At 62.7% G+C, this 16,653-nt stretch carries 21 protein-coding genes; 15 read left to right on the top strand and 6 right to left on the bottom strand.

Going from position 1 to position 16,653, the window contains the following annotated elements:
• Position 1: 1 nt before the first annotated feature.
• Both fliP and BN32_RS19870 read right to left on the bottom strand, forming a co-directional pair.
• Complete coding sequence (fliP, locus tag BN32_RS19875; protein ID WP_019196253.1) at positions 2–760, bottom strand: flagellar type III secretion system pore protein FliP; 759 nt, start codon at positions 758–760, stop codon at positions 2–4.
• Positions 757–1,737 (bottom strand): flagellar biosynthetic protein FliO, encoded by a 981-nt coding sequence (locus BN32_RS19870; RefSeq protein ID WP_019196254.1) that lies wholly within the window; start codon positions 1,735–1,737, stop codon positions 757–759. The genes fliP and BN32_RS19870 overlap by 4 nt, the downstream gene beginning before the upstream one ends.
• Before the next feature lie 324 nt (positions 1,738–2,061).
• Between BN32_RS19870 and flgB the strand changes: the two genes are divergently transcribed.
• From flgB to BN32_RS19805, 13 genes are all read left to right on the top strand, one after another.
• Positions 2,062–2,472 (top strand): flagellar basal body rod protein FlgB, encoded by a 411-nt coding sequence (gene flgB / locus BN32_RS19865; protein WP_040427072.1) that lies wholly within the window; start codon positions 2,062–2,064, stop codon positions 2,470–2,472.
• A gap of 29 nt (positions 2,473–2,501) precedes the next feature.
• Positions 2,502–2,924: a flagellar basal body rod protein FlgC gene (gene flgC / locus BN32_RS19860; RefSeq protein WP_019196256.1), complete on the top strand. Its 423-nt coding sequence runs from the start codon at positions 2,502–2,504 to the stop codon at positions 2,922–2,924.
• Between the two features lie 16 nt (positions 2,925–2,940).
• Positions 2,941–3,261 (top strand): flagellar hook-basal body complex protein FliE, encoded by a 321-nt coding sequence (fliE, locus tag BN32_RS19855; protein WP_019196257.1) that lies wholly within the window; start codon positions 2,941–2,943, stop codon positions 3,259–3,261.
• Between the two features lie 146 nt (positions 3,262–3,407).
• Complete coding sequence (gene fliQ, locus BN32_RS19850; RefSeq protein WP_019196258.1) at positions 3,408–3,671, top strand: flagellar biosynthesis protein FliQ; 264 nt, start codon at positions 3,408–3,410, stop codon at positions 3,669–3,671.
• A gap of 71 nt (positions 3,672–3,742) precedes the next feature.
• Complete coding sequence (gene fliR, locus BN32_RS19845; protein WP_019196259.1) at positions 3,743–4,510, top strand: flagellar biosynthetic protein FliR; 768 nt, start codon at positions 3,743–3,745, stop codon at positions 4,508–4,510.
• Between the two features lie 13 nt (positions 4,511–4,523).
• Positions 4,524–5,597, top strand: a complete 1,074-nt coding sequence (gene flhB / locus BN32_RS19840) for a flagellar biosynthesis protein FlhB (protein ID WP_019196260.1) — start codon at positions 4,524–4,526, stop codon at positions 5,595–5,597.
• Between the two features lie 150 nt (positions 5,598–5,747).
• Entirely contained in the window at positions 5,748–8,312 is a 2,565-nt protein-coding gene (cckA, locus tag BN32_RS19835; protein ID WP_051488569.1) for a cell cycle histidine kinase CckA, read from the top strand.
• Between the two features lie 218 nt (positions 8,313–8,530).
• Complete coding sequence (locus BN32_RS19830; protein ID WP_019196262.1) at positions 8,531–9,487, top strand: Tim44 domain-containing protein; 957 nt, start codon at positions 8,531–8,533, stop codon at positions 9,485–9,487.
• Between the two features lie 169 nt (positions 9,488–9,656).
• Complete coding sequence (locus BN32_RS19825; RefSeq protein WP_019196263.1) at positions 9,657–10,316, top strand: hypothetical protein; 660 nt, start codon at positions 9,657–9,659, stop codon at positions 10,314–10,316.
• A 119-nt stretch (positions 10,317–10,435) separates the two neighbouring features.
• Positions 10,436–11,143, top strand: coding sequence for a glutathione S-transferase (locus BN32_RS19820; protein WP_019196264.1), 708 nt, complete (start codon positions 10,436–10,438; stop codon positions 11,141–11,143).
• Positions 11,144–11,272: 129 nt separating this feature from the next.
• On the top strand, positions 11,273–11,563 hold the full coding sequence (locus BN32_RS19815) for a hypothetical protein (RefSeq protein WP_019196265.1): 291 nt from the start codon (positions 11,273–11,275) through the stop codon (positions 11,561–11,563).
• Between the two features lie 88 nt (positions 11,564–11,651).
• Positions 11,652–12,071, top strand: coding sequence for a (R)-mandelonitrile lyase (locus tag BN32_RS19810; RefSeq protein ID WP_019196266.1), 420 nt, complete (start codon positions 11,652–11,654; stop codon positions 12,069–12,071).
• 68 nt (positions 12,072–12,139) lie between these two features.
• Positions 12,140–12,463: a hypothetical protein gene (locus tag BN32_RS19805; RefSeq protein WP_019196267.1), complete on the top strand. Its 324-nt coding sequence runs from the start codon at positions 12,140–12,142 to the stop codon at positions 12,461–12,463.
• A 6-nt stretch (positions 12,464–12,469) separates the two neighbouring features.
• Here BN32_RS19805 and BN32_RS26360 read toward each other — a convergent pair whose 3' ends face one another.
• Positions 12,470–12,826 (bottom strand): PPC domain-containing DNA-binding protein, encoded by a 357-nt coding sequence (locus BN32_RS26360; protein WP_202962532.1) that lies wholly within the window; start codon positions 12,824–12,826, stop codon positions 12,470–12,472.
• A gap of 47 nt (positions 12,827–12,873) precedes the next feature.
• Between BN32_RS26360 and BN32_RS19795 the strand changes: the two genes are divergently transcribed.
• Positions 12,874–13,221 (top strand): hypothetical protein, encoded by a 348-nt coding sequence (locus BN32_RS19795; protein WP_019196269.1) that lies wholly within the window; start codon positions 12,874–12,876, stop codon positions 13,219–13,221.
• A 12-nt stretch (positions 13,222–13,233) separates the two neighbouring features.
• On the opposite strand, the gene BN32_RS19790 is transcribed toward BN32_RS19795, so the two are convergent.
• Entirely contained in the window at positions 13,234–13,662 is a 429-nt protein-coding gene (locus tag BN32_RS19790) for a hypothetical protein (protein WP_019196270.1), read from the bottom strand.
• 1,056 nt (positions 13,663–14,718) lie between these two features.
• Here BN32_RS19790 and BN32_RS19785 point away from each other — a divergent pair.
• Positions 14,719–15,252, top strand: a complete 534-nt coding sequence (locus BN32_RS19785; RefSeq protein ID WP_019196271.1) for an REP-associated tyrosine transposase — start codon at positions 14,719–14,721, stop codon at positions 15,250–15,252.
• Between the two features lie 97 nt (positions 15,253–15,349).
• Here the strand turns inward: BN32_RS19785 and BN32_RS19780 are convergent, their stop codons facing one another.
• Together BN32_RS19780 and BN32_RS19775 are read right to left on the bottom strand one after the other, a co-directional pair.
• Positions 15,350–15,826, bottom strand: coding sequence for a hypothetical protein (locus tag BN32_RS19780; RefSeq protein ID WP_019196272.1), 477 nt, complete (start codon positions 15,824–15,826; stop codon positions 15,350–15,352).
• Positions 15,827–16,068: 242 nt separating this feature from the next.
• Positions 16,069–16,599, bottom strand: coding sequence for a hypothetical protein (locus BN32_RS19775; protein WP_019196273.1), 531 nt, complete (start codon positions 16,597–16,599; stop codon positions 16,069–16,071).
• Between the last annotated feature and the right edge of the window lie 54 nt (positions 16,600–16,653).

Below are 16,653 nucleotides of genomic sequence, written 5' to 3'. Positions count from 1 at the left end.
GTCATCCGCCGCCGTAGCTTTGCACGAGGCTGCCTGCCACCAGCGACCAGCCGTCCACCAGCACGAAGAAGATCAGTTTGAACGGCAGCGACACCACAACCGGTGGCAGCATCATCATGCCCATCGACATCAGGACCGACGCCACAACGAGGTCGATGACGAGAAACGGCAGGAACAGCAGGAAGCCGATCTCGAACGCCCGCTTCAATTCGGAAATCATGAAGGCGGGAATGAGGATGCGAAGCGACATCTGTTCGGGCGACGCGGCAGGCGGCTCGCCGGACAGATCCATGAACAGCTTGAGGTCCTTCTCGCGGACGTTCTTCTGCATGAACCCGCGCAGCGGGCCAGTTCCGCGCTCGAATGCCTGCTCCACGGTGATCTGGTTCGCGACCAGCGGCTTGATGCCGTCATCGTAGGACTTCTGCAGCACCGGACCCATCACGAAGCCGGTGAGGAACAGCGCCAGTGCGATAATGACTGAGTTCGGTGGCGCGGTTGCAGTGCCGAGTGCGGTGCGCAGCAGCGACAGCACCACCACGATCCGCGTGAAGGATGTCATCATGATCAGGATCGACGGTGCGATCGACAGCACCGTCAGCAGCGCAATCAGCTGGATCGCGCGCTCGGTGACCCCGCCGTTGCCCTGGCCCAGATTGATGCTGATATCCTGCGCGCTCGCCGGATCGATAAGAGATCCGGCGGCGACGAGGAGACTGACAAAAAATAGAACTCTACGCGGTGGTTTCGACGATCTCACGCGGGAGGCTTCGGACGGCCGAGCAGGTTGGCCATCTCGTCTTCGAGATTCTCGAACGCGGCCTTTGGAGCGGGCGGCGGTGGTGGGGGCGGAGGCGGTGGCGGCGCTGCCGGACGCGGAGTGCCTTCGGAACGCGGGACTGGCCGATTCCCCATCGACTCGGGTGCAACCGGCGGTGCGCCGGGTCGTTCAACGGGGCCGATCGGCGCGTCGAGACGCATCTCGCCTCCAGGGCGACGCAAGGCGGCTTCAAGCCGCTGCGCCATATCCGCAAGATTCTGATCCGCTGACGAAAGCGAATCGGCTGGACGCGCCGGTGGGCGCGGCGGCGGCGGAGGGGCTTTCGGGCCCGCATCGCTCGACCGCGGCATCCGGGGCGGCAGCGGCTCGGCGCGTTCGCTACGGGGGATCGCGCGCGGTTCGGAGCGCAGGGCAGGCTCGGGGCGCAGCGACGGCTCCGGCCGGATCATCGGCTCCGGCGTGAAGCCTGGAATCGTATCGGGGCTGTGGCGATCCGGCAGCGTGGAGCGGCGGGCATCGTCGGAATAAGGAGCACGGGCGGTGCGCGGCGGCAATTCGGGCATCGGCGGCTCGCGATGCTCAAAGGGATCGGCGTGAGGGACTTCGCTGTCGGACCATCCAGTGTCAGGCGCCAGACGCGGCGGAAGTTCGGTTCCGGCCGGCGCCCGTTGGGGAGCCTGCTGTGGCATGCCGCGGACGATGTTGGGTTCGACCACAAGATCGGCCGGGCCGCCAATCATCAGAAGGTGCTCGACGTTATCGCGCCGGACCAGCACCAGCCTGCGGCGGCCATCGACCGCTGCGGCGTCGATGACGGCAAGCCGCGGCATGCGCCCCCGGCTGGCGCCGGAGCCGCCGAGGCTGCTTCCGCCGAACCGGCGCACCAACCAGGCTGCAACTCCGATCAGCGCTAGTACGATGACGAAGGCGATGAAGAACCAAAGCGTTTGCGACATGTCCTGTCCCCGTCAAACATTACTCGCATCTATGCCAGATTCGCAGGTCACTGGCCGCGAAACAAGCGGCTTGCGACGAATTGGACGCGAAGTTTGACTGATCCGTTAATACGCGAAGGCAAATGCTGCCGTCCGCGACCCTGTTGTCCGAAAAAGTTCACCGGCCTTAAAGACGCGTTGTGCCGGAACTTCAATGACTTGTCCGGTTGAAGGCAATTCATGGCGAAAGTGGGTCAGGGGCGCTCTTAACCCCTTATTAACCATACACACGGCAAATTCTGCCTACCTGAAGCGCCGCTTCGGGTCTCAGGGCGGAGCAGGCCGATGGCAATCACCGATCTTCCTATGTTGTCCGTGCTTCGCACCAAGATGCAGTGGCATCAGGAGCGCCAGCGCGTGCTTGCCGAAAACGTCTCGAACTCCGACACGCCGAACTTCAAGCCGCGCGATCTGGTGGAGCCGAAGTTCGATGCGAGCGGAACCGGGCCCGTGACCGGCAATATGCCCTCGCTCTCCATGGTGCGCACGAGTGCCGGCCACATCCAGGGGGCGGGGACCGGCGACAGTTTCAACTCGCACAACCGCGGTGGCTACGCGACCCGGCCGGCGGGCAACGCCGTCAATCTCGAGGACGAGATGCTGAAGGTGTCTGCCAACCAGGGAGACTACGCGGCGGTGACCGCGCTCTACTCCCGCAGCCTCGGGTTGCTGAAGACCGCGATCGGGAAGCGCTGACACATGACTGCGCTTAAGGGAGCAACTGCATGAGCGAAGGCAACGATTTTTCACGGTCGATGGGCATCGCGACGTCGGGCCTGCGCGCACAGGCCGGACGGATGCGGGTGATTTCGGAAAACATCGCCAATGCGGATTCTACGGCCAAGACCGCGGGCGGCGATCCGTATCGCCGCAAGGTGCCGACGTTCTCGTCGGAACTGGACCGCACGCTCGATTCGCGGGTGGTGACCCTCGGCAAGGTCAAGCCCGACACTTCCGACTTCCGCATCAAGCACGAGCCGGGCAATCCGGTGGCCGATGCCAACGGCAACGTCAAATATCCCAACGTGAACTCGCTGGTCGAAATGACCGACATGCGCGAGGCACAGCGGTCCTACGAAGCCAACCTCAACGTCATCTCCGCCACGCGCCGCATGATCCAGCGCACCCTCGACATTCTCAAGGCCTGACAAGGAGAACTAACTCATGGCTTCGCCATCAGTCGCCGCCAATGCCTATGCAAGCCTTGCCAAAATCATGGATTCTGCAGGCGGAGCCGCGGGCGGCGCCAAGGCCGGGGATGCCGGCGGCGTGTCGTTCGGCGCGCTGCTCAAGGAAACGCTCGGCAACGTCATGGACGCCGGCCGCAAGTCCGATGCGCAGACCATCTCGATGGCGCAGGGCAAGGCCAACGTCATGGATGTGGTGACGGCGGTGGCCGAAACTGACGTCGCGGTCTCGACGCTAGTATCGGTGCGCGATCGCGTGATCCAGTCCTACGAAGACATCATGCGGATGCCGATCTGATTTTCCGTCGCCCTTCGAGGCCTTCGCTTCGCTACGACACCTCAGGGCGACGGAAACAGAAAGAGCGTCATCCTGAGGTGCGAGCAGCGCGAGCCTCGAAGGATGAGAAGTTTGCAACGTGACACGCCCGCGGGCAGGGGATTGAAATGACAGGTGCTGAAGTTCTCGACGTCTCGCGCGATGCGATCTGGACCATCGTGAAGGTGTCGTCACCGCTCTTGGTCGTCGGCCTCGTGGTCGGCGTCGTGATTTCGCTGGTGCAGGCCCTGACGCAAATTCAGGAACAGTCGCTGGTGTTCGTGCCCAAGATTCTGGCGATATTCGTTACATTGATACTGGCGCTGCCATTCATGGCCGACGCGATGCACAGCCAGATGCTGCGGATATCGTCGCGAATCATCGGCGGGTAGCGCATGGTTCAGGACTTGTTCAGGGACACGGCGTTCAGGGGCGGGGCAGGTCTTCGCGGGGCAAGTCTTCCATGCGTATCGATATCTCGCTGCTTCCGGCGCTCGCCGCGGCCTTCATGCTGGTGTTCGCCCGCATCGGCGCCATGGTGATGCTGCTGCCCGGATTCGGCGAAGCCAACATCCCGGTCCGGGTCCGCCTTGCGATCGCGCTGGCGCTGACGCTCATCATCCTGCCGATGCATCGCAACGCTTATAATGTCAGCATGACGTCGATGGCGCCGCTGTTGGTGCTGATGGTCCATGAAATCATCATCGGCGTGGTGCTCGGCGCCACCGCGCGCGTGACACTGTCGGCGCTGTCGGTCGCGGGCTCGGTCATCGCCCAGCAACTCGGCCTCGGTTTCGTGACCACTGTCGATCCGACGCAGGGCCAGCAGGGCGCGCTGCTGTCCAATTTCCTGACCCTGCTCGGACTGACGCTGCTGTTCGCCACCGATATGCATCATCTCATGATCGCGGCATTGAGCGAGAGCTACAAGGTGTTCGCACCGGGCGAACTGATGTCGAGCGGCGACGTGGCGGCGCTGGCCACCCGCGCTTTTGCGACGGCATTCAAGATCGGTATCCAGTTGTCCGCACCGTTCATTGTGTTTGGCTTGGTGTTCAACCTCGGCCTCGGCGTGCTGGCCCGGCTGATGCCGCAGATGCAGGTCTATTTCGTCGGCGTGCCGCTTTCGATTCTGGCGGGTTTCCTGATCCTGGCGGCGATCCTCGGCACCATGATGGGCACCTACCTCGAGTACTTCGGCGGCGTCCTCCACGAACTTGCTCCACGCTGACTGAGGGCAGGGCATGGCCGACGATGACAAGGAATCCAAGACACAGGACCCGACGCAAAAACGTCTCGATGATGCGTTGGAGAAGGGCGACGTCGCCAAGAGCCAGGAGGTCAACACCTGGTTCGTGATCGCGGCGTCGACGCTGCTGCTGACGTCGTTCTCGGGATCGATCAGCAAGGGCATCGAGGTGCCGATGCGCAACCTGTTGATGAACATGCATCAGATTCGCGTCGACGGTCCGGGCCTGCTGTCGCTGCTCAGCCAGATCGAGCTGATGCTGATCGGCGTTCTCGGCGTCCCGTTCCTGCTGTTGCTGATAGCGGGCATCGGCAGCAATCTGATCCAGCATCGGCTGGTGTTCTCGACGGAGCCGTTGAGCCCGAAATTCAGCAAGATTTCGCCGGCGGCCGGCTTCGCACGCCTGTTCGGCAAGCAGGCGGGCGCGAACTTCCTCAAGGGTGTGTTCAAGGTTGTTGCGCTCAGCGTGGTGATGGTTCTGATTTTGTGGCCGGAGCGGCACCGCCTCGACGCCATGGTCCGGTTCGATCCGATGGCGATCCTGACAGTTACCAAAACCATCTCCGTTCAACTGATGGGAACGGTGGTGGCGATGCTCGCGGTGGTGGCCGCGCTCGATTATTTCTTCCAGTACCGGCAGTGGTTCGAGCGGCAGAAGATGTCGCTGGAAGAGATCAAGGAAGAATACAAGCAGTCCGAAGGCGATCCGCACATCAAGGGGCGCATCCGGCAGATTCGCCATGCGCGCATGAAGAAGCGCATGATGGCTGCGGTTCCGACCGCTTCGGTGATCATCACCAACCCGACGCACTACGCGGTGGCGCTGAAATACGATCGCGGCATGCCCGCGCCGGTCTGCGTCGCCAAGGGTATCGACGTGCTCGCCCTCAAGATCAGGGAAATCGCGACGGCCAACAACATTCCGATTGTTGAAAACGTGCCGCTGGCCCGCGCGCTGCATGCGAGCGTCGAGATCGACGACGAGATTCCGGTCGAGCACTATCATGCCGTCGCCGAGGTGATCGGTTACGTGATGCGCCTCCGGCGCGGCATCACGGGCGTCGGCTGAGGCGTGATCTCCGGTTGACAAGGTCTGGCGCGGGCATGGGCACGGTCGTAATGTGCCTTGCGCGGGGAGGCCCGATTCAGGCACTCAGGGGCCGGTAGATTGCAAAAATGACCTGCGCATCCCTTGTGGAACATGCGCGAACAGGGTGCGATGACAACCGACACGGACAACGAACTGCGTTCATCCTTCGCCGCCGTCCATGAACCGGCGCGGCGCAGCGGCAGTATCCTGCTTGTGCTGCTGGTGGCGGGCGCGATCATCGCCGCGGCAGTCGCCTTCATGACCCTCGGGCGCAGCCAGGCGCAGCCTTATATTCTGGCGTTGCTGGCCCTGCTCGCCATGGTCGGGCTGTTTACGCTGTTCGCCTTCGCTGCGGGTATCGTCCGTTTCGCCGACCGTCTTGCGGAAGACCCGATCGCGCGGCCGATCGCCGATCATGCAGTGGACGGGCTGGCGGTGACCGATCCGCGCGGCCACATCGTCTACGCCAACACGGCCTATCTGGCGCTCACCGGCGCGACCGGTCCCAACGATGTGAGGCCGGTCGAACGGGTTTTCATCGGCAACCCCGATGTCTCGGAGGCGGTGTTCCGCCTGCTCAAGGCGGCCCGCGAAGGCAAGCGCCAGCAGGAAGAGGTCCGCGTCGCTGGTGCCGATGCCGGGCATGGCCGATGGCTGCGCATGCGCGTGCGGCCGCTTGGCGCCGACAAGCGGCAGGCGAAGTTCGCGGTCTGGTCGGTTGCCGACATCACCCGCGACCGCGAGCGGCAGGAAGACGTCTTCCAGGAACTGCAGCACGCCATCGAGTATCTCGACCATGCGCCGTGCGGCTTCTTTTCGGTCAATGCAGGCGGCGAACTCGTCTACGTCAACGCGACGCTCGCCAACTGGCTGGACTACGACCTCGCGGAGATCGGTTCCGGCGGCCTGAAGGTCGCCGACATCATGTCCGGCGATGGCGCGTCACTCCTGACCTCGATCGTGCCGGAGCCTGGTGAGGTGAAGACCGAGGTATTCGACCTCGATTTGCGGATGCGCAACGGCAAGACCATGCCGGTGCGGCTCTATCACAAGCTGGCGTTCGGCGCGAACGGTGCACCGGGCGCATCGCGGACACTCGTGATCAACCGCGCGCGCGACGATCATTCCGATCCGCAGCGTGCTGCGGAAGTGCGTTTCATGCGCTTCTTCGATCACACGCCGATGGCGATTGCGACCGTCGACAAGGCGGGCAACATCGTGCGCGCCAATGCGCGCTTCGCGAAACTCACCCAGAGCCTTTCGCCGGCCGGGACGTCGAGCAAATCGATCTTTGCGGTGGTTCACGAGCGTGATCGCGGCGAACTTGTCGCGGCGATCAACAAGGCCGCTGACGGGCAGGGCGATATTGCGCCGGTCGAGGCGACGCTGGACAGCACCAAGGAGCGCTGGGGCCAGTTCTTCGTCACCTCCGTCGAACACGACGCGCGCGATGCCGAAGCGGCGATCGTCTACCTGCTCGACACCACCGAAAAGCGCACGCTCGAGAACAGCTTCGCGCAATCGCAGAAGATGCAGGCGGTGGGCCAGCTTGCCGGCGGCATCGCCCACGATTTCAACAACGTGCTGTCCGCCATCATGATGGCGAACGACTTCCTGCTGAACGCGCACAAGCCGACCGATCCGTCGTTCCAGGACATCATGCAGATCAAGCAGAATGCCAACCGCGCCGCGGCGCTGGTGCGGCAGCTGCTGGCGTTCTCGCGCAAGCAGACGCTGCGTCCACAGGTGCTCGACATCGGCGACGTGCTGTCGGACATCAACGTCCTGCTCAAGCGCCTGCTGGGCGAGAAGGTGAAGCCCGAATTCGTCTACGGTCGTGACCTGTGGCCGGTGAAAGCCGACCTGTCGCAATTCGAGCAGGTGATTGTCAATCTTGCGGTGAATGCGCGCGACGCGATGCCCGATGGTGGCAAGCTGACGATCCGCACCGCCAACATGTCCGCGAAGGACGCCGAGCGCGGTGAGTTCAAGGGCATGCCGGCGGCGGACTATGTCCTGATCGAGGTGACGGACACCGGCAGTGGAATCCCTGCCGATATCGTCGACAAGATTTTCGAGCCGTTCTTCTCGACCAAGGAAGTCGGCAAGGGAACCGGCCTCGGTCTCTCCACGGTTTATGGCATTGTTAAGCAGACCGGCGGCTTCATCTACGTCGACTCGGTTCAGGGACGCGGCACGGTGTTCAGGATTTTCCTGCCGCGGCATTTCCCGGAAGTGGAAAAGGTTCAGGAGGTCGCCGCTGCTGTCAGCGAAGTGGCCGCCGACACGACGGTCAAGCCGCGTGCTCCGGACCTGACCGGGCAGGGCACCATCCTGCTGGTCGAGGACGAGGATGGACTGCGCTCGCTCAATGCGCGGGGTCTGCGCTCGCGCGGTTACACCGTCATCGAGGCGGAGAACGGCCTGGATGCGCTGGAAGCACTGGAGCGCGAGGAAGGCGCGGTCGATCTCGTCGTGTCCGACGTGGTGATGCCGGAAATGGACGGCCCGACCATGTTGACCGAGATGCGCAAGCGGAACCCCGAACTGCGAATCATTTTCGTATCGGGCTACGCAGAGGACGCCTTCGAAAAGAGCCTGCCGGAAGGCCAGCAATTCAACTTCCTGCCGAAGCCCTTCACGCTGAGCCAGCTTGTGGCGTCGGTGAAGGAAACCATGACGGCTCCGTCATAATTCGGCGTAATCCCGAAAAGTGGTTACCGGTTTTCGGAATAGATCACGCCAAAACAAAGGGTTGATCCCGGCGGGTTTAACCGGATTAAGCTTCCCCGCGACTGAGGGCCGCAGGCCCCATCGTACCTATCCGCTTCCCTTTCTCTCGCTGCTGCCCATGTATGGGCTGTCCCCTAAGCCGGGGATCAATGCCCCTTGAGGGCCGAGAGGGAACAGACATGATTTCGTCGCAGCGCTTGCGCTCAGTCATCAAAACGCTCGCTATCGCCATGGCCATCGCCATGCCGCTGGCACTTGCCATTTCATCGGCGGTCGACGCCCGCCCCAGCAGCGGCGGCAGCCGCGGCTCGCGCACATTTAACGCGCCGGCCGCCACGCCGACAGCGCCCAATGCGGCGCAGCCGCTTAACCGCACGATGACCCAGCCCGGCGCCAAGGCGCCAGCGGCCGCTCCGGCGGCCAACCGTCCCGGCATGGGCATGCTCGGCGGTCTCGCTGCGGGCTTCCTCGGCGCAGGCCTGCTCGGCATGCTGTTCGGCGGTGGCCTCTTCAGCGGTCTCGGCGGCCTGTCGTCGATCATCGGTCTGGTACTTCAGATCGGCCTGATCTACCTCGTGGTCCGTCTCGCGATGTCGTGGTGGAAGCGCCGCAACGCGCCGGCCTACGCCCATGCATCGGCGGCGCCCGGCCCCGCGCCAGCGCAGGATCAGGGACCGATGGCCAACGCACGATCGGGCTTCGGCTTCGGTCTGGGCGGCGGTTCGAACGACGCCCCGCTTGAGATCAAGCCGGACGACTACGATGCGTTCGAGCGGCTGCTCGGCGAAGTCCAGACCGCATGGTCGAACGAGGACATCGGCAAGCTCCACACGCTGGCGACGCCGGAAATGGTGTCGTACTTCACCGAGGATCTCAACGCGAACAAGGAACGCGGCGTGATCAACAAGGTGTCCGACGTCAAGCTGCTGCAGGGTGACCTTGCGGAATCCTGGCGTGAAGGCACCACCGATTACGCAACCGTGGCGCTGCGCTACGGCCTGATCGACAAGACCATCGAACGCGCCAGCGGCAAGATCGTCGAAGGCAGCGATGCCCCGCAGGAGGTCACCGACGTCTGGACGTTCGTACGTCGTCCCGGCAGCCAGTGGGAACTGTCGGCCATTCAGATGACCTGATCCCGTCCGTTGGGATCACAGAACAGGAAAGGCGTCGCGCTTGCGCGGCGCCTTTTCGTTTGTCGGCTGTTGTTCCGCTTCGGAATAAATCGCCCCCTTTTGTGTTGAACTTGCGCACCGGGTGCATCACCGCGCGATAGTTCAAAAGGACTTTCAGGGAGAGAGACGAATGGTCAAATTTTACATGATCGCGGCTCCGCTTTTTCTGCTCGCTGCCGCTCCTGTGCAGGCGCAGCAGGCGAACATGACTTTTTTCATCACAAGCACACCGATCGGCAATGGTGGAAACCTCGGCGGTCTCGCCGGCGCAGATAACCAGTGCCAGACGCTGGCACAGGCCGCAGGCGCCGGTGCGAAGACCTGGCGCGCTTATCTTTCGACGCAGGCGGACGGCGGCAATCCCGCGATCAACGCACGCGACCGGATCGGCAAGGGTCCATGGACCAACGCCAAGGGCGGGGTAGTCGCCAAGGATGTCGCCGATCTTCACGGCCCCAACGCGCTGACCAAGCAGTCCGCCCTGAACGAGAAGGCTGAAGTTACCAATGGCCGCGGCGACACGCCGAACCGCCATGACGTTCTCACCGGTTCGCAGCCCGACGGAACGGCCTTTGCGGCTGGTGACGACAAGACCTGCAAGAACTGGACGAGCAGCACGCAGGGCTCGGCCGTGGTCGGTCACTCCGACCGCATCGGGTTGCGCGACGACGACGCATCGAAATCCTGGAACTCGTCGCACGGCTCGCGCGGGCCGGACGGTGGTTGCTCGCAGAACGATCTCAAAAGCACCGGCGGCGACGGCCTTCTGTACTGCTTCGCGTCGAACTGAGCACTTATTTTGGCATGATCTTATCCGAAAACCGGTTTCCACTTTTCGGGATCATGCCTAGAGAACATTGACCATTCGGCGCAGAGCATTTCCGCGCCGAAGCTGTTTGTGAGGTCTCCATGCGGTATGAACTCTACTACTGGCCGACGATCCAGGGACGCGGCGAGTATGTCCGGCTCGCGCTGGAAGATGCCGGCGCGGATTATGTCGATGCTGCGCGGCGCGGACGCGGCGAAAGCAGAATGATAACGATGATGAAGGCGCGCGGAGCAACGCCGCCATTCGCGCCGCCGTTTCTGAAAGCCGGCAAGCTCGTGATCGGGCAGACCGCGAACATCCTGCTTTATCTCGGATCGCGTCACGGCCTCGCACCGAAGGCTGAAGCGCAGCGCCTGTGGGTGCATCAATTGCAACTGACCATCGCGGATTTTGTGGCCGAAGTTCACGACACCCATCATCCGCTCGGAACGTCGCTCTATTACGAAGATCAGCGCCCAGCCGCAAAGCGGCGTTCAAGCGAGTTCTGGAGCGAGCGGGTGCCGAAGTTTCTCGGCTATTTCGAACAGCTGATCGATGAGAGCGGCGGGCCATACCTCAACGGCAGGCGGCTTTGCTACGCGGATCTCTCGCTGTTCCAGATTGTCGAAGGCTTGCGCTATGCGTTTCCGAACAACATGAAGCGCTTTGAGCGCAGGGTGCCCCGCCTGACCGATCTGCGTAACCGGGTTGCGACGCGGCCAAATATCAAGGCTTATCTTGCAAGCGACCGGCGCATTCCGTTCAATGAGGACGGCATCTTCCGCCGCTATCCGGCGTTAGACGGTTAGCCCGTACCGTCGCGCTTATATCGTCTTTATATCTCGTCTGGCCCTCCCGTCTCGAATTCCTATGGGCTTGCGATCATCTTCCGGTTGTCACGCGGCTGCTTGCTGCGCGACTCCGTTCAGGAGATGGCTATGGCCGCCTTGTTTTCCGGCGACGACAATCGCAACTTCCACGCCGAGGACGATTACCGCGCGTATCTGATCAGCCGTAATCCGCCGCCGATCGTTCACCACTCCGCCACGATCCACTGGAAGCGGCTGCGCGTCCATACGCGGCGCGCGGTGAATCTCGTCGATTTTGTCCTGCATCGCATGGTCGAGGCGCTGGCCGCTTCCAAGACGCGCCGCATCCGGCGCGAGCTGCAACTGCGGGGTATACGCTACCCGCAACGGACGGATGACGATCCGTCATCGCATCGCTGAAATAAAACTCCCCGCGTGCCGGGTTGCAACGTAAACTGAGCGTCTGTTGCGACGCCGGTACCGGCAATCCACCACTGCGGAGTTTTCCATGAAGATCACGCCATCCGGCTCGGTGCCGACCAAGCGCGCGCCCGCGTCCTATTTCACCGGCACCGTGTGGCAGGATCCTGTGATCGAAACGCCCGCGCCGGCGCGGCTCAACGCGACACGCGTGACCTTCGAGCCCGGTGCGCGCACCGCCTGGCACACCCATCCGGTCGGCCAGACGCTCTATGTGCTGGCGGGCTGCGGCCGCGTGCAGACCGAAGGCGAGCCGGTGCGCGAGATTCGTCCCGGCGACGTGGTCTGGATACCGCCGGGCGAGAAGCACTGGCATGGCGCCGCGCCGACAAGCTTGATGACTCACCTCGCGATGCAGGAATCCGAAAACGGCAGCTTCGCGACCTGGCTCGAGCATGTGACCGACGCGCAGTACGCCGAGCAGCCGGTGAAAATGACCGTAGCGTGATGCGATCATGCGTGATTGCGCGTGAATAGTTTCATCGCGAAACATGTCTGAATCGCTGACGCATTGCCTTGCGCGATGCGGCGACGAATGCGCTTGACGACCGGTATGCATACGACTTTAGTTTGCGCGGACCGGAGGTGCGTATCATGCCTTATCAGTCTGGGTTTCTTCTCAACAAACATCCCTGCGCTCAATGCGGCAAGCCGATTGCGGCGCCGCTCTGGTCCGAGCACGAACGCAACCGGGTTTCGTTTTTATGGTCGTGCCGGGCGTGTAACTATCAGTTCGTCACCGTTGCAGTCCTCAAGGCCGAGATGATTGACGTTCCCGCTCCGCAGCAACCGCCAGCGGTTGAGGTCGCAATACACGGTAAAACCGTGATCGCCGCCTGACTCCCTTCAACCGTCAATACGGATCAGCGCCAGCCCGGATTCGGGATCGTGCCGCTTGCGCAGGTGCGCGGGATTTTCGGTGAGAATGACCTCGAGGGTGGGGCGCACATGCGCCTCGCCGAGGTGGCCCGCCAGCACGCTGCCTCCGCGCCAGCCGACCACGATGTGGAGATGAATCGCCGGTTTGCCGTCCGCCTCCGCGACATCGCCGAGCAGGGAGGCGACTTCGACCTGCTCGCTGTTCTCCCAGTCGAAGTATGCAGCAGTTTGGATGGCATCGCGGGGTTCCGTGTTGGCCGCACGCCAGCGGCGCAGACCGACGAGGGTTCCCGAATCACGCGCACCGCCGCAATGCTGTCGCATTCGCCCTGTCTGTTCCGGCTTCATTCACACGCGAAGCAGGAGGATCGATGCGCATCATCACCCCCGCGATTTATGCTGCCCTGCTCGGAGGCGCGATCTACATCGCCGTTTCCCAGAATCCGCTGCCGAATGCAGTGGCGTCCGCTTCGCCTGAAGGCACCAAGCTCGCCTATGCCGTGCCGACGGACAGCAAGTCGCCACCGGTGATGCGTGTCGGCCGACGCGAAGTCTGCCGCCAAGCGGTGACGGCGAAGCACCTCAGCCGACATCAGGCCCGCGACCACATGCAGCTCTGCGTGGCGCAGGCGCGCGTCGAATGTCTCAAGCAGGCAATCGACCAGAAGCTGCGCGGCCCGGCCCGCCGTGTTTACGTCAAGAGCTGCGTCGCGGCCTGAGCCCCGTGGCCGTCAGATCTGGCGGACCAGCGGACTTTCAACGCGTGTAGCCGTGATTTCCTCTGTTCCCGGTCGTGCCTCGCGCGCCGGCACCACAGGCAATTGCAGAACCATGGCCCGCTGACCGGGATCGAGCTGGGTCAGCAGCACGAGCTGTCCGTCAGGAAATTCCAGCGCATCATGGTGCCGGTTCGGATTGTCGAGATCGACGGTCCGGAACCGTGCCACGGTGTGATGAACCTTCTTCCTGAAAAACGTCCCCTCGAATTCCACCGCGCGCTCGAACGCGAGTTCGGTGCCCGGAAGAACGCAGACGGCAACATTCGGCTCACCTTCGCCGGTAAAGCCGCGGGTTACGGTCATGGGGAATTTCGTGGAGACCAGCGTCTCGCCGATCTTGGCCGGGCGGCTTGCGACGGCGTGCAGACTGTAGTCACACATTGCGGCCACTCCTGTTGTTGATCGATCAACCGGGTGATGCGCGGTGATGAAAATGTAATGCTGTCGCAGTGGCGTTGTTATGTTGAAGCGCCGTCACCTTTTCGTGAAACGCGAAGGAGACCGTGCCGCCGTTCGCGCGCAGGCCGATCCCGGCACAACTTTCGATTCAGTTTTCAGATGACGTGGGTCAGGGCGCGTCTTGCGGAAAATTCAAAACAGCCTGGCGGCGAGGCCAGGATTAGCGGGATAGACGCGCCGGCGTCCGGTCGCTCATCCGCGCGGCGCATTTCTCGCGTGCCATGGGAGTATGGGTCCCCGCCTGCGCGGGGACGACATCGCGGGCGGTGCGCGATCCGGATTCAAATTTCAAACAGCCACATCTCAGGGACAAGCAAGCGCCATCGCCCCTGTTGTTATGACGGCGCGGGGGCGCCCGAAGTCCTCGTTTCCTCCGCCCTCGAAATGAGGGCGCGCGGAACGCCGGATGCGCGAGCGCATCCGCAGCCCCGTGTGCAAAGGTGGAAAGCACACGAGTGTCGTCACCACGGTTGCGCCGAAACATCCGGCGTTCCGCACGCAATGGTTGGAACGGCTTATTCCGCGCTCTCCCCGGTGGACGGCTCTTTCGCCACCGTTCTGGATCGTGAGTGACTTCCACCGCCACAGGGGCGACGGACCCTCCCGCTCCTTTCGACGTCAGCACCGCGACGCCGGGACCACGCGACTTCAGCCGTCCGCTGCTGCGCCGTCGTCGTTCGCGGTGCTTTTCACAGCCACGAACCGAGCGCCGCAAGCGGCCACCGCATCCCGCCCCGCGTATCGTGACGATCGCGAAACGCCCCTCATGACGGGGCGGGATAAATAGGAATATAGTCACATAGCGAGGATTGTCAAGCATAACTGGGAACCGATGCTTTCAAACTATCCCAAAATATGGATCATCCGAGATAGCAACATCGTTTTTGAATTGGATGAAAGCATGCGGGTACGACTCCGCTTCAGTCTTAGTAGCCGTAGCCCGGATGAAGCGCAGCGAAATCCGGGTTAGGTTTCGCCATGGTTCGGTATCGACGCAACTTTGTCCCGGGCGGGACATTTTTCTTCACCGTGACACTACGGGACCGGCGATCGTCCGTCCTCGTGGACCATGTCGATTTGCTGCGCAATGCCTTTCGAAGAACAAGAGGGGCGCTGCCATTCGACGTTCATGCAATCGTCGTTCTTCCGGAACACCTGCACACGATCTGGACGTTGCCGCCCTCGGATGCCGATTTTTCCGCTCGCTGGCGGAAGATCAAAGGCGCATTTACGCGAAGCGTCGGTGAAGCGGGGTTGACGCTCGAGCGCGATCCTCGCGGCGAATACGACCTATGGCAGCGCCGGTTCTGGGAACACACCGTTCGAGACATTGACGATCTTCGAAGGTGTATGGATTACATCCACTACAATCCGGTCAAGCATGGATGGGCGACATCTCCCGCGAATTGGAAGCTATCGTCTCTTCACCGCTACATCCGGGAGGGCACGTTGCCGCCGGATTGGGGAGGCAACGGCGCTGCGATTGAGGGAGATTTCGGCGAGCCGGTCTAGCGGTCCCGGATTGCGCTTCGCTCCATCCGGGCTACACGTTTCGCGAACAGTGTTCGCGCCTCGGCCCAACGCGAGGGTTAATTTCCATGATAAATTCTCACACACCCTTTTCGCGCGACACCGTGATCCGCACGCCGGTCTTGGCGACGGTGCAGTGGATATCGAGCTTGCGGTAGCGTGACTCGATGTTGTAGCCGCGCACGATGTTGGTGCGGCTGACGCAGCGCTTGGTGCCCTTGACCGCGTCGGGCTTCGGGATCGTAAACACCAGCGCCGACGCCGTGCCGAGGAAATCGTAATAGGCCTCTGCAGGCTTCTTCTTGTCGGTGGCGGCGAACACCTCGTTGGTGCGGTTGCGGCTCGAGCACCCGAGCGAGGCCTGCGTCACGGTGGGGTGTTCGAGATAGATCACGCCGGCCACCGTCTTGCCGATCTTGAGATCCGGGATCTGCTTGACGAGATCCTTGGCAAGATCGTCGCAGCGGTCGGCGCGGGCAGGGGTGCTGCCGAGCATGGTGGCCGCCAGAACCAGCGCCGCGGCCGTACATCCGAAAAATGAGAGTCGTTTTGTCATGGTTTTCCCCCAAGGACATTGAAGCGTGCTGGCGGGATCGGCGCAAGGGGCGCAAATATCCCCACGCGTCGTCCCCGCGAATGCGGGGATCCATACTCCCTGAACCCGCCTTTTGCGACGCGGACTTTGACATCGCCCTGAACAGACCCGCCGGTGGTTATGGGTCCCCGCCTTCGCGGGGACGACACAGAGAATGGCGCGCGTTCATCTTCCCCCTGCTGTCACCGGAAGCAGCGAAAGTATCAAAACCCGTGCCGGATCACGCTGATCGCAAATCCGACGAGCAAGACCACGCTGAACAGCGTTGGGATGGCGACGAGAAGCGTCGCGCGGCCGAGGTGCTCGTTGTGCGCGGCATAGGCGATGGCGCAGGCGGCGATCAGCGGAAAGGCGATGATTCTGGCGACGGTTTCCACGGCGCTGAAAACGCTTTTGAGCTCAAAGCCCTGCGCCACCACTGATGGCATGTCGTTGAGCCACGTCATGATGATGATCGTGCCGAGCGCGATAATGGCATGGCGCACGTAACCGAACGCGGCGAGCAGCAGCGCTGCGACGGCCAGCACCGGATGAGCGGCGAGGTGGGCCTTGATCAGGCCGCCGCCGATACCGGACCCGATATGCGACATGTCGCCGAACAGGGTCGGGGCGTCGGAAAAGCCGAACCAGGCCTCGATGAGGGCGAGAGCGATGAGAACGGCGCGCAGGCCGAGCATGCGCGCGGCAGGCGCAGGAGCGGCGGCCCCTTCATCAATCGGCGTGACGGAATTCATGGTCTCCATCCTCGGCCTGTCCTTCGCTGGCGCACAGCGGCTCTGCGAGGCTTT

It is taken from the genome of Afipia birgiae 34632 (genome assembly GCF_000308295.2).
Taxonomy (GTDB): domain Bacteria; phylum Pseudomonadota; class Alphaproteobacteria; order Rhizobiales; family Xanthobacteraceae; genus Afipia; species Afipia birgiae.
This window is presented reverse-complemented; position numbering and strand designations above follow the sequence as displayed.

Coding starts and splice junctions, on each gene's coding strand:
- BN32_RS19870 (WP_019196254.1), bottom strand. CDS start 1,737: ATGTCGCAAACGCTTTGGTTCTTCATCGCCTTCGTCATCGTACTAGCG.
- flgB (WP_040427072.1), top strand. CDS start 2,062: ATGGCAATCACCGATCTTCCTATGTTGTCCGTGCTTCGCACCAAGATG.
- flgC (WP_019196256.1), top strand. CDS start 2,502: ATGAGCGAAGGCAACGATTTTTCACGGTCGATGGGCATCGCGACGTCG.
- fliE (WP_019196257.1), top strand. CDS start 2,941: ATGGCTTCGCCATCAGTCGCCGCCAATGCCTATGCAAGCCTTGCCAAA.
- fliQ (WP_019196258.1), top strand. CDS start 3,408: ATGACAGGTGCTGAAGTTCTCGACGTCTCGCGCGATGCGATCTGGACC.
- fliR (WP_019196259.1), top strand. CDS start 3,743: ATGCGTATCGATATCTCGCTGCTTCCGGCGCTCGCCGCGGCCTTCATG.
- flhB (WP_019196260.1), top strand. CDS start 4,524: ATGGCCGACGATGACAAGGAATCCAAGACACAGGACCCGACGCAAAAA.
- cckA (WP_051488569.1), top strand. CDS start 5,748: ATGACAACCGACACGGACAACGAACTGCGTTCATCCTTCGCCGCCGTC.
- BN32_RS19830 (WP_019196262.1), top strand. CDS start 8,531: ATGATTTCGTCGCAGCGCTTGCGCTCAGTCATCAAAACGCTCGCTATC.
- BN32_RS19825 (WP_019196263.1), top strand. CDS start 9,657: ATGGTCAAATTTTACATGATCGCGGCTCCGCTTTTTCTGCTCGCTGCC.
- BN32_RS19820 (WP_019196264.1), top strand. CDS start 10,436: ATGCGGTATGAACTCTACTACTGGCCGACGATCCAGGGACGCGGCGAG.
- BN32_RS19815 (WP_019196265.1), top strand. CDS start 11,273: ATGGCCGCCTTGTTTTCCGGCGACGACAATCGCAACTTCCACGCCGAG.
- BN32_RS19810 (WP_019196266.1), top strand. CDS start 11,652: ATGAAGATCACGCCATCCGGCTCGGTGCCGACCAAGCGCGCGCCCGCG.
- BN32_RS26360 (WP_202962532.1), bottom strand. CDS start 12,826: ATGCGACAGCATTGCGGCGGTGCGCGTGATTCGGGAACCCTCGTCGGT.
- BN32_RS19795 (WP_019196269.1), top strand. CDS start 12,874: ATGCGCATCATCACCCCCGCGATTTATGCTGCCCTGCTCGGAGGCGCG.
- BN32_RS19790 (WP_019196270.1), bottom strand. CDS start 13,662: ATGTGTGACTACAGTCTGCACGCCGTCGCAAGCCGCCCGGCCAAGATC.
- BN32_RS19785 (WP_019196271.1), top strand. CDS start 14,719: ATGGTTCGGTATCGACGCAACTTTGTCCCGGGCGGGACATTTTTCTTC.
- BN32_RS19780 (WP_019196272.1), bottom strand. CDS start 15,826: ATGACAAAACGACTCTCATTTTTCGGATGTACGGCCGCGGCGCTGGTT.
- BN32_RS19775 (WP_019196273.1), bottom strand. CDS start 16,599: ATGAATTCCGTCACGCCGATTGATGAAGGGGCCGCCGCTCCTGCGCCT.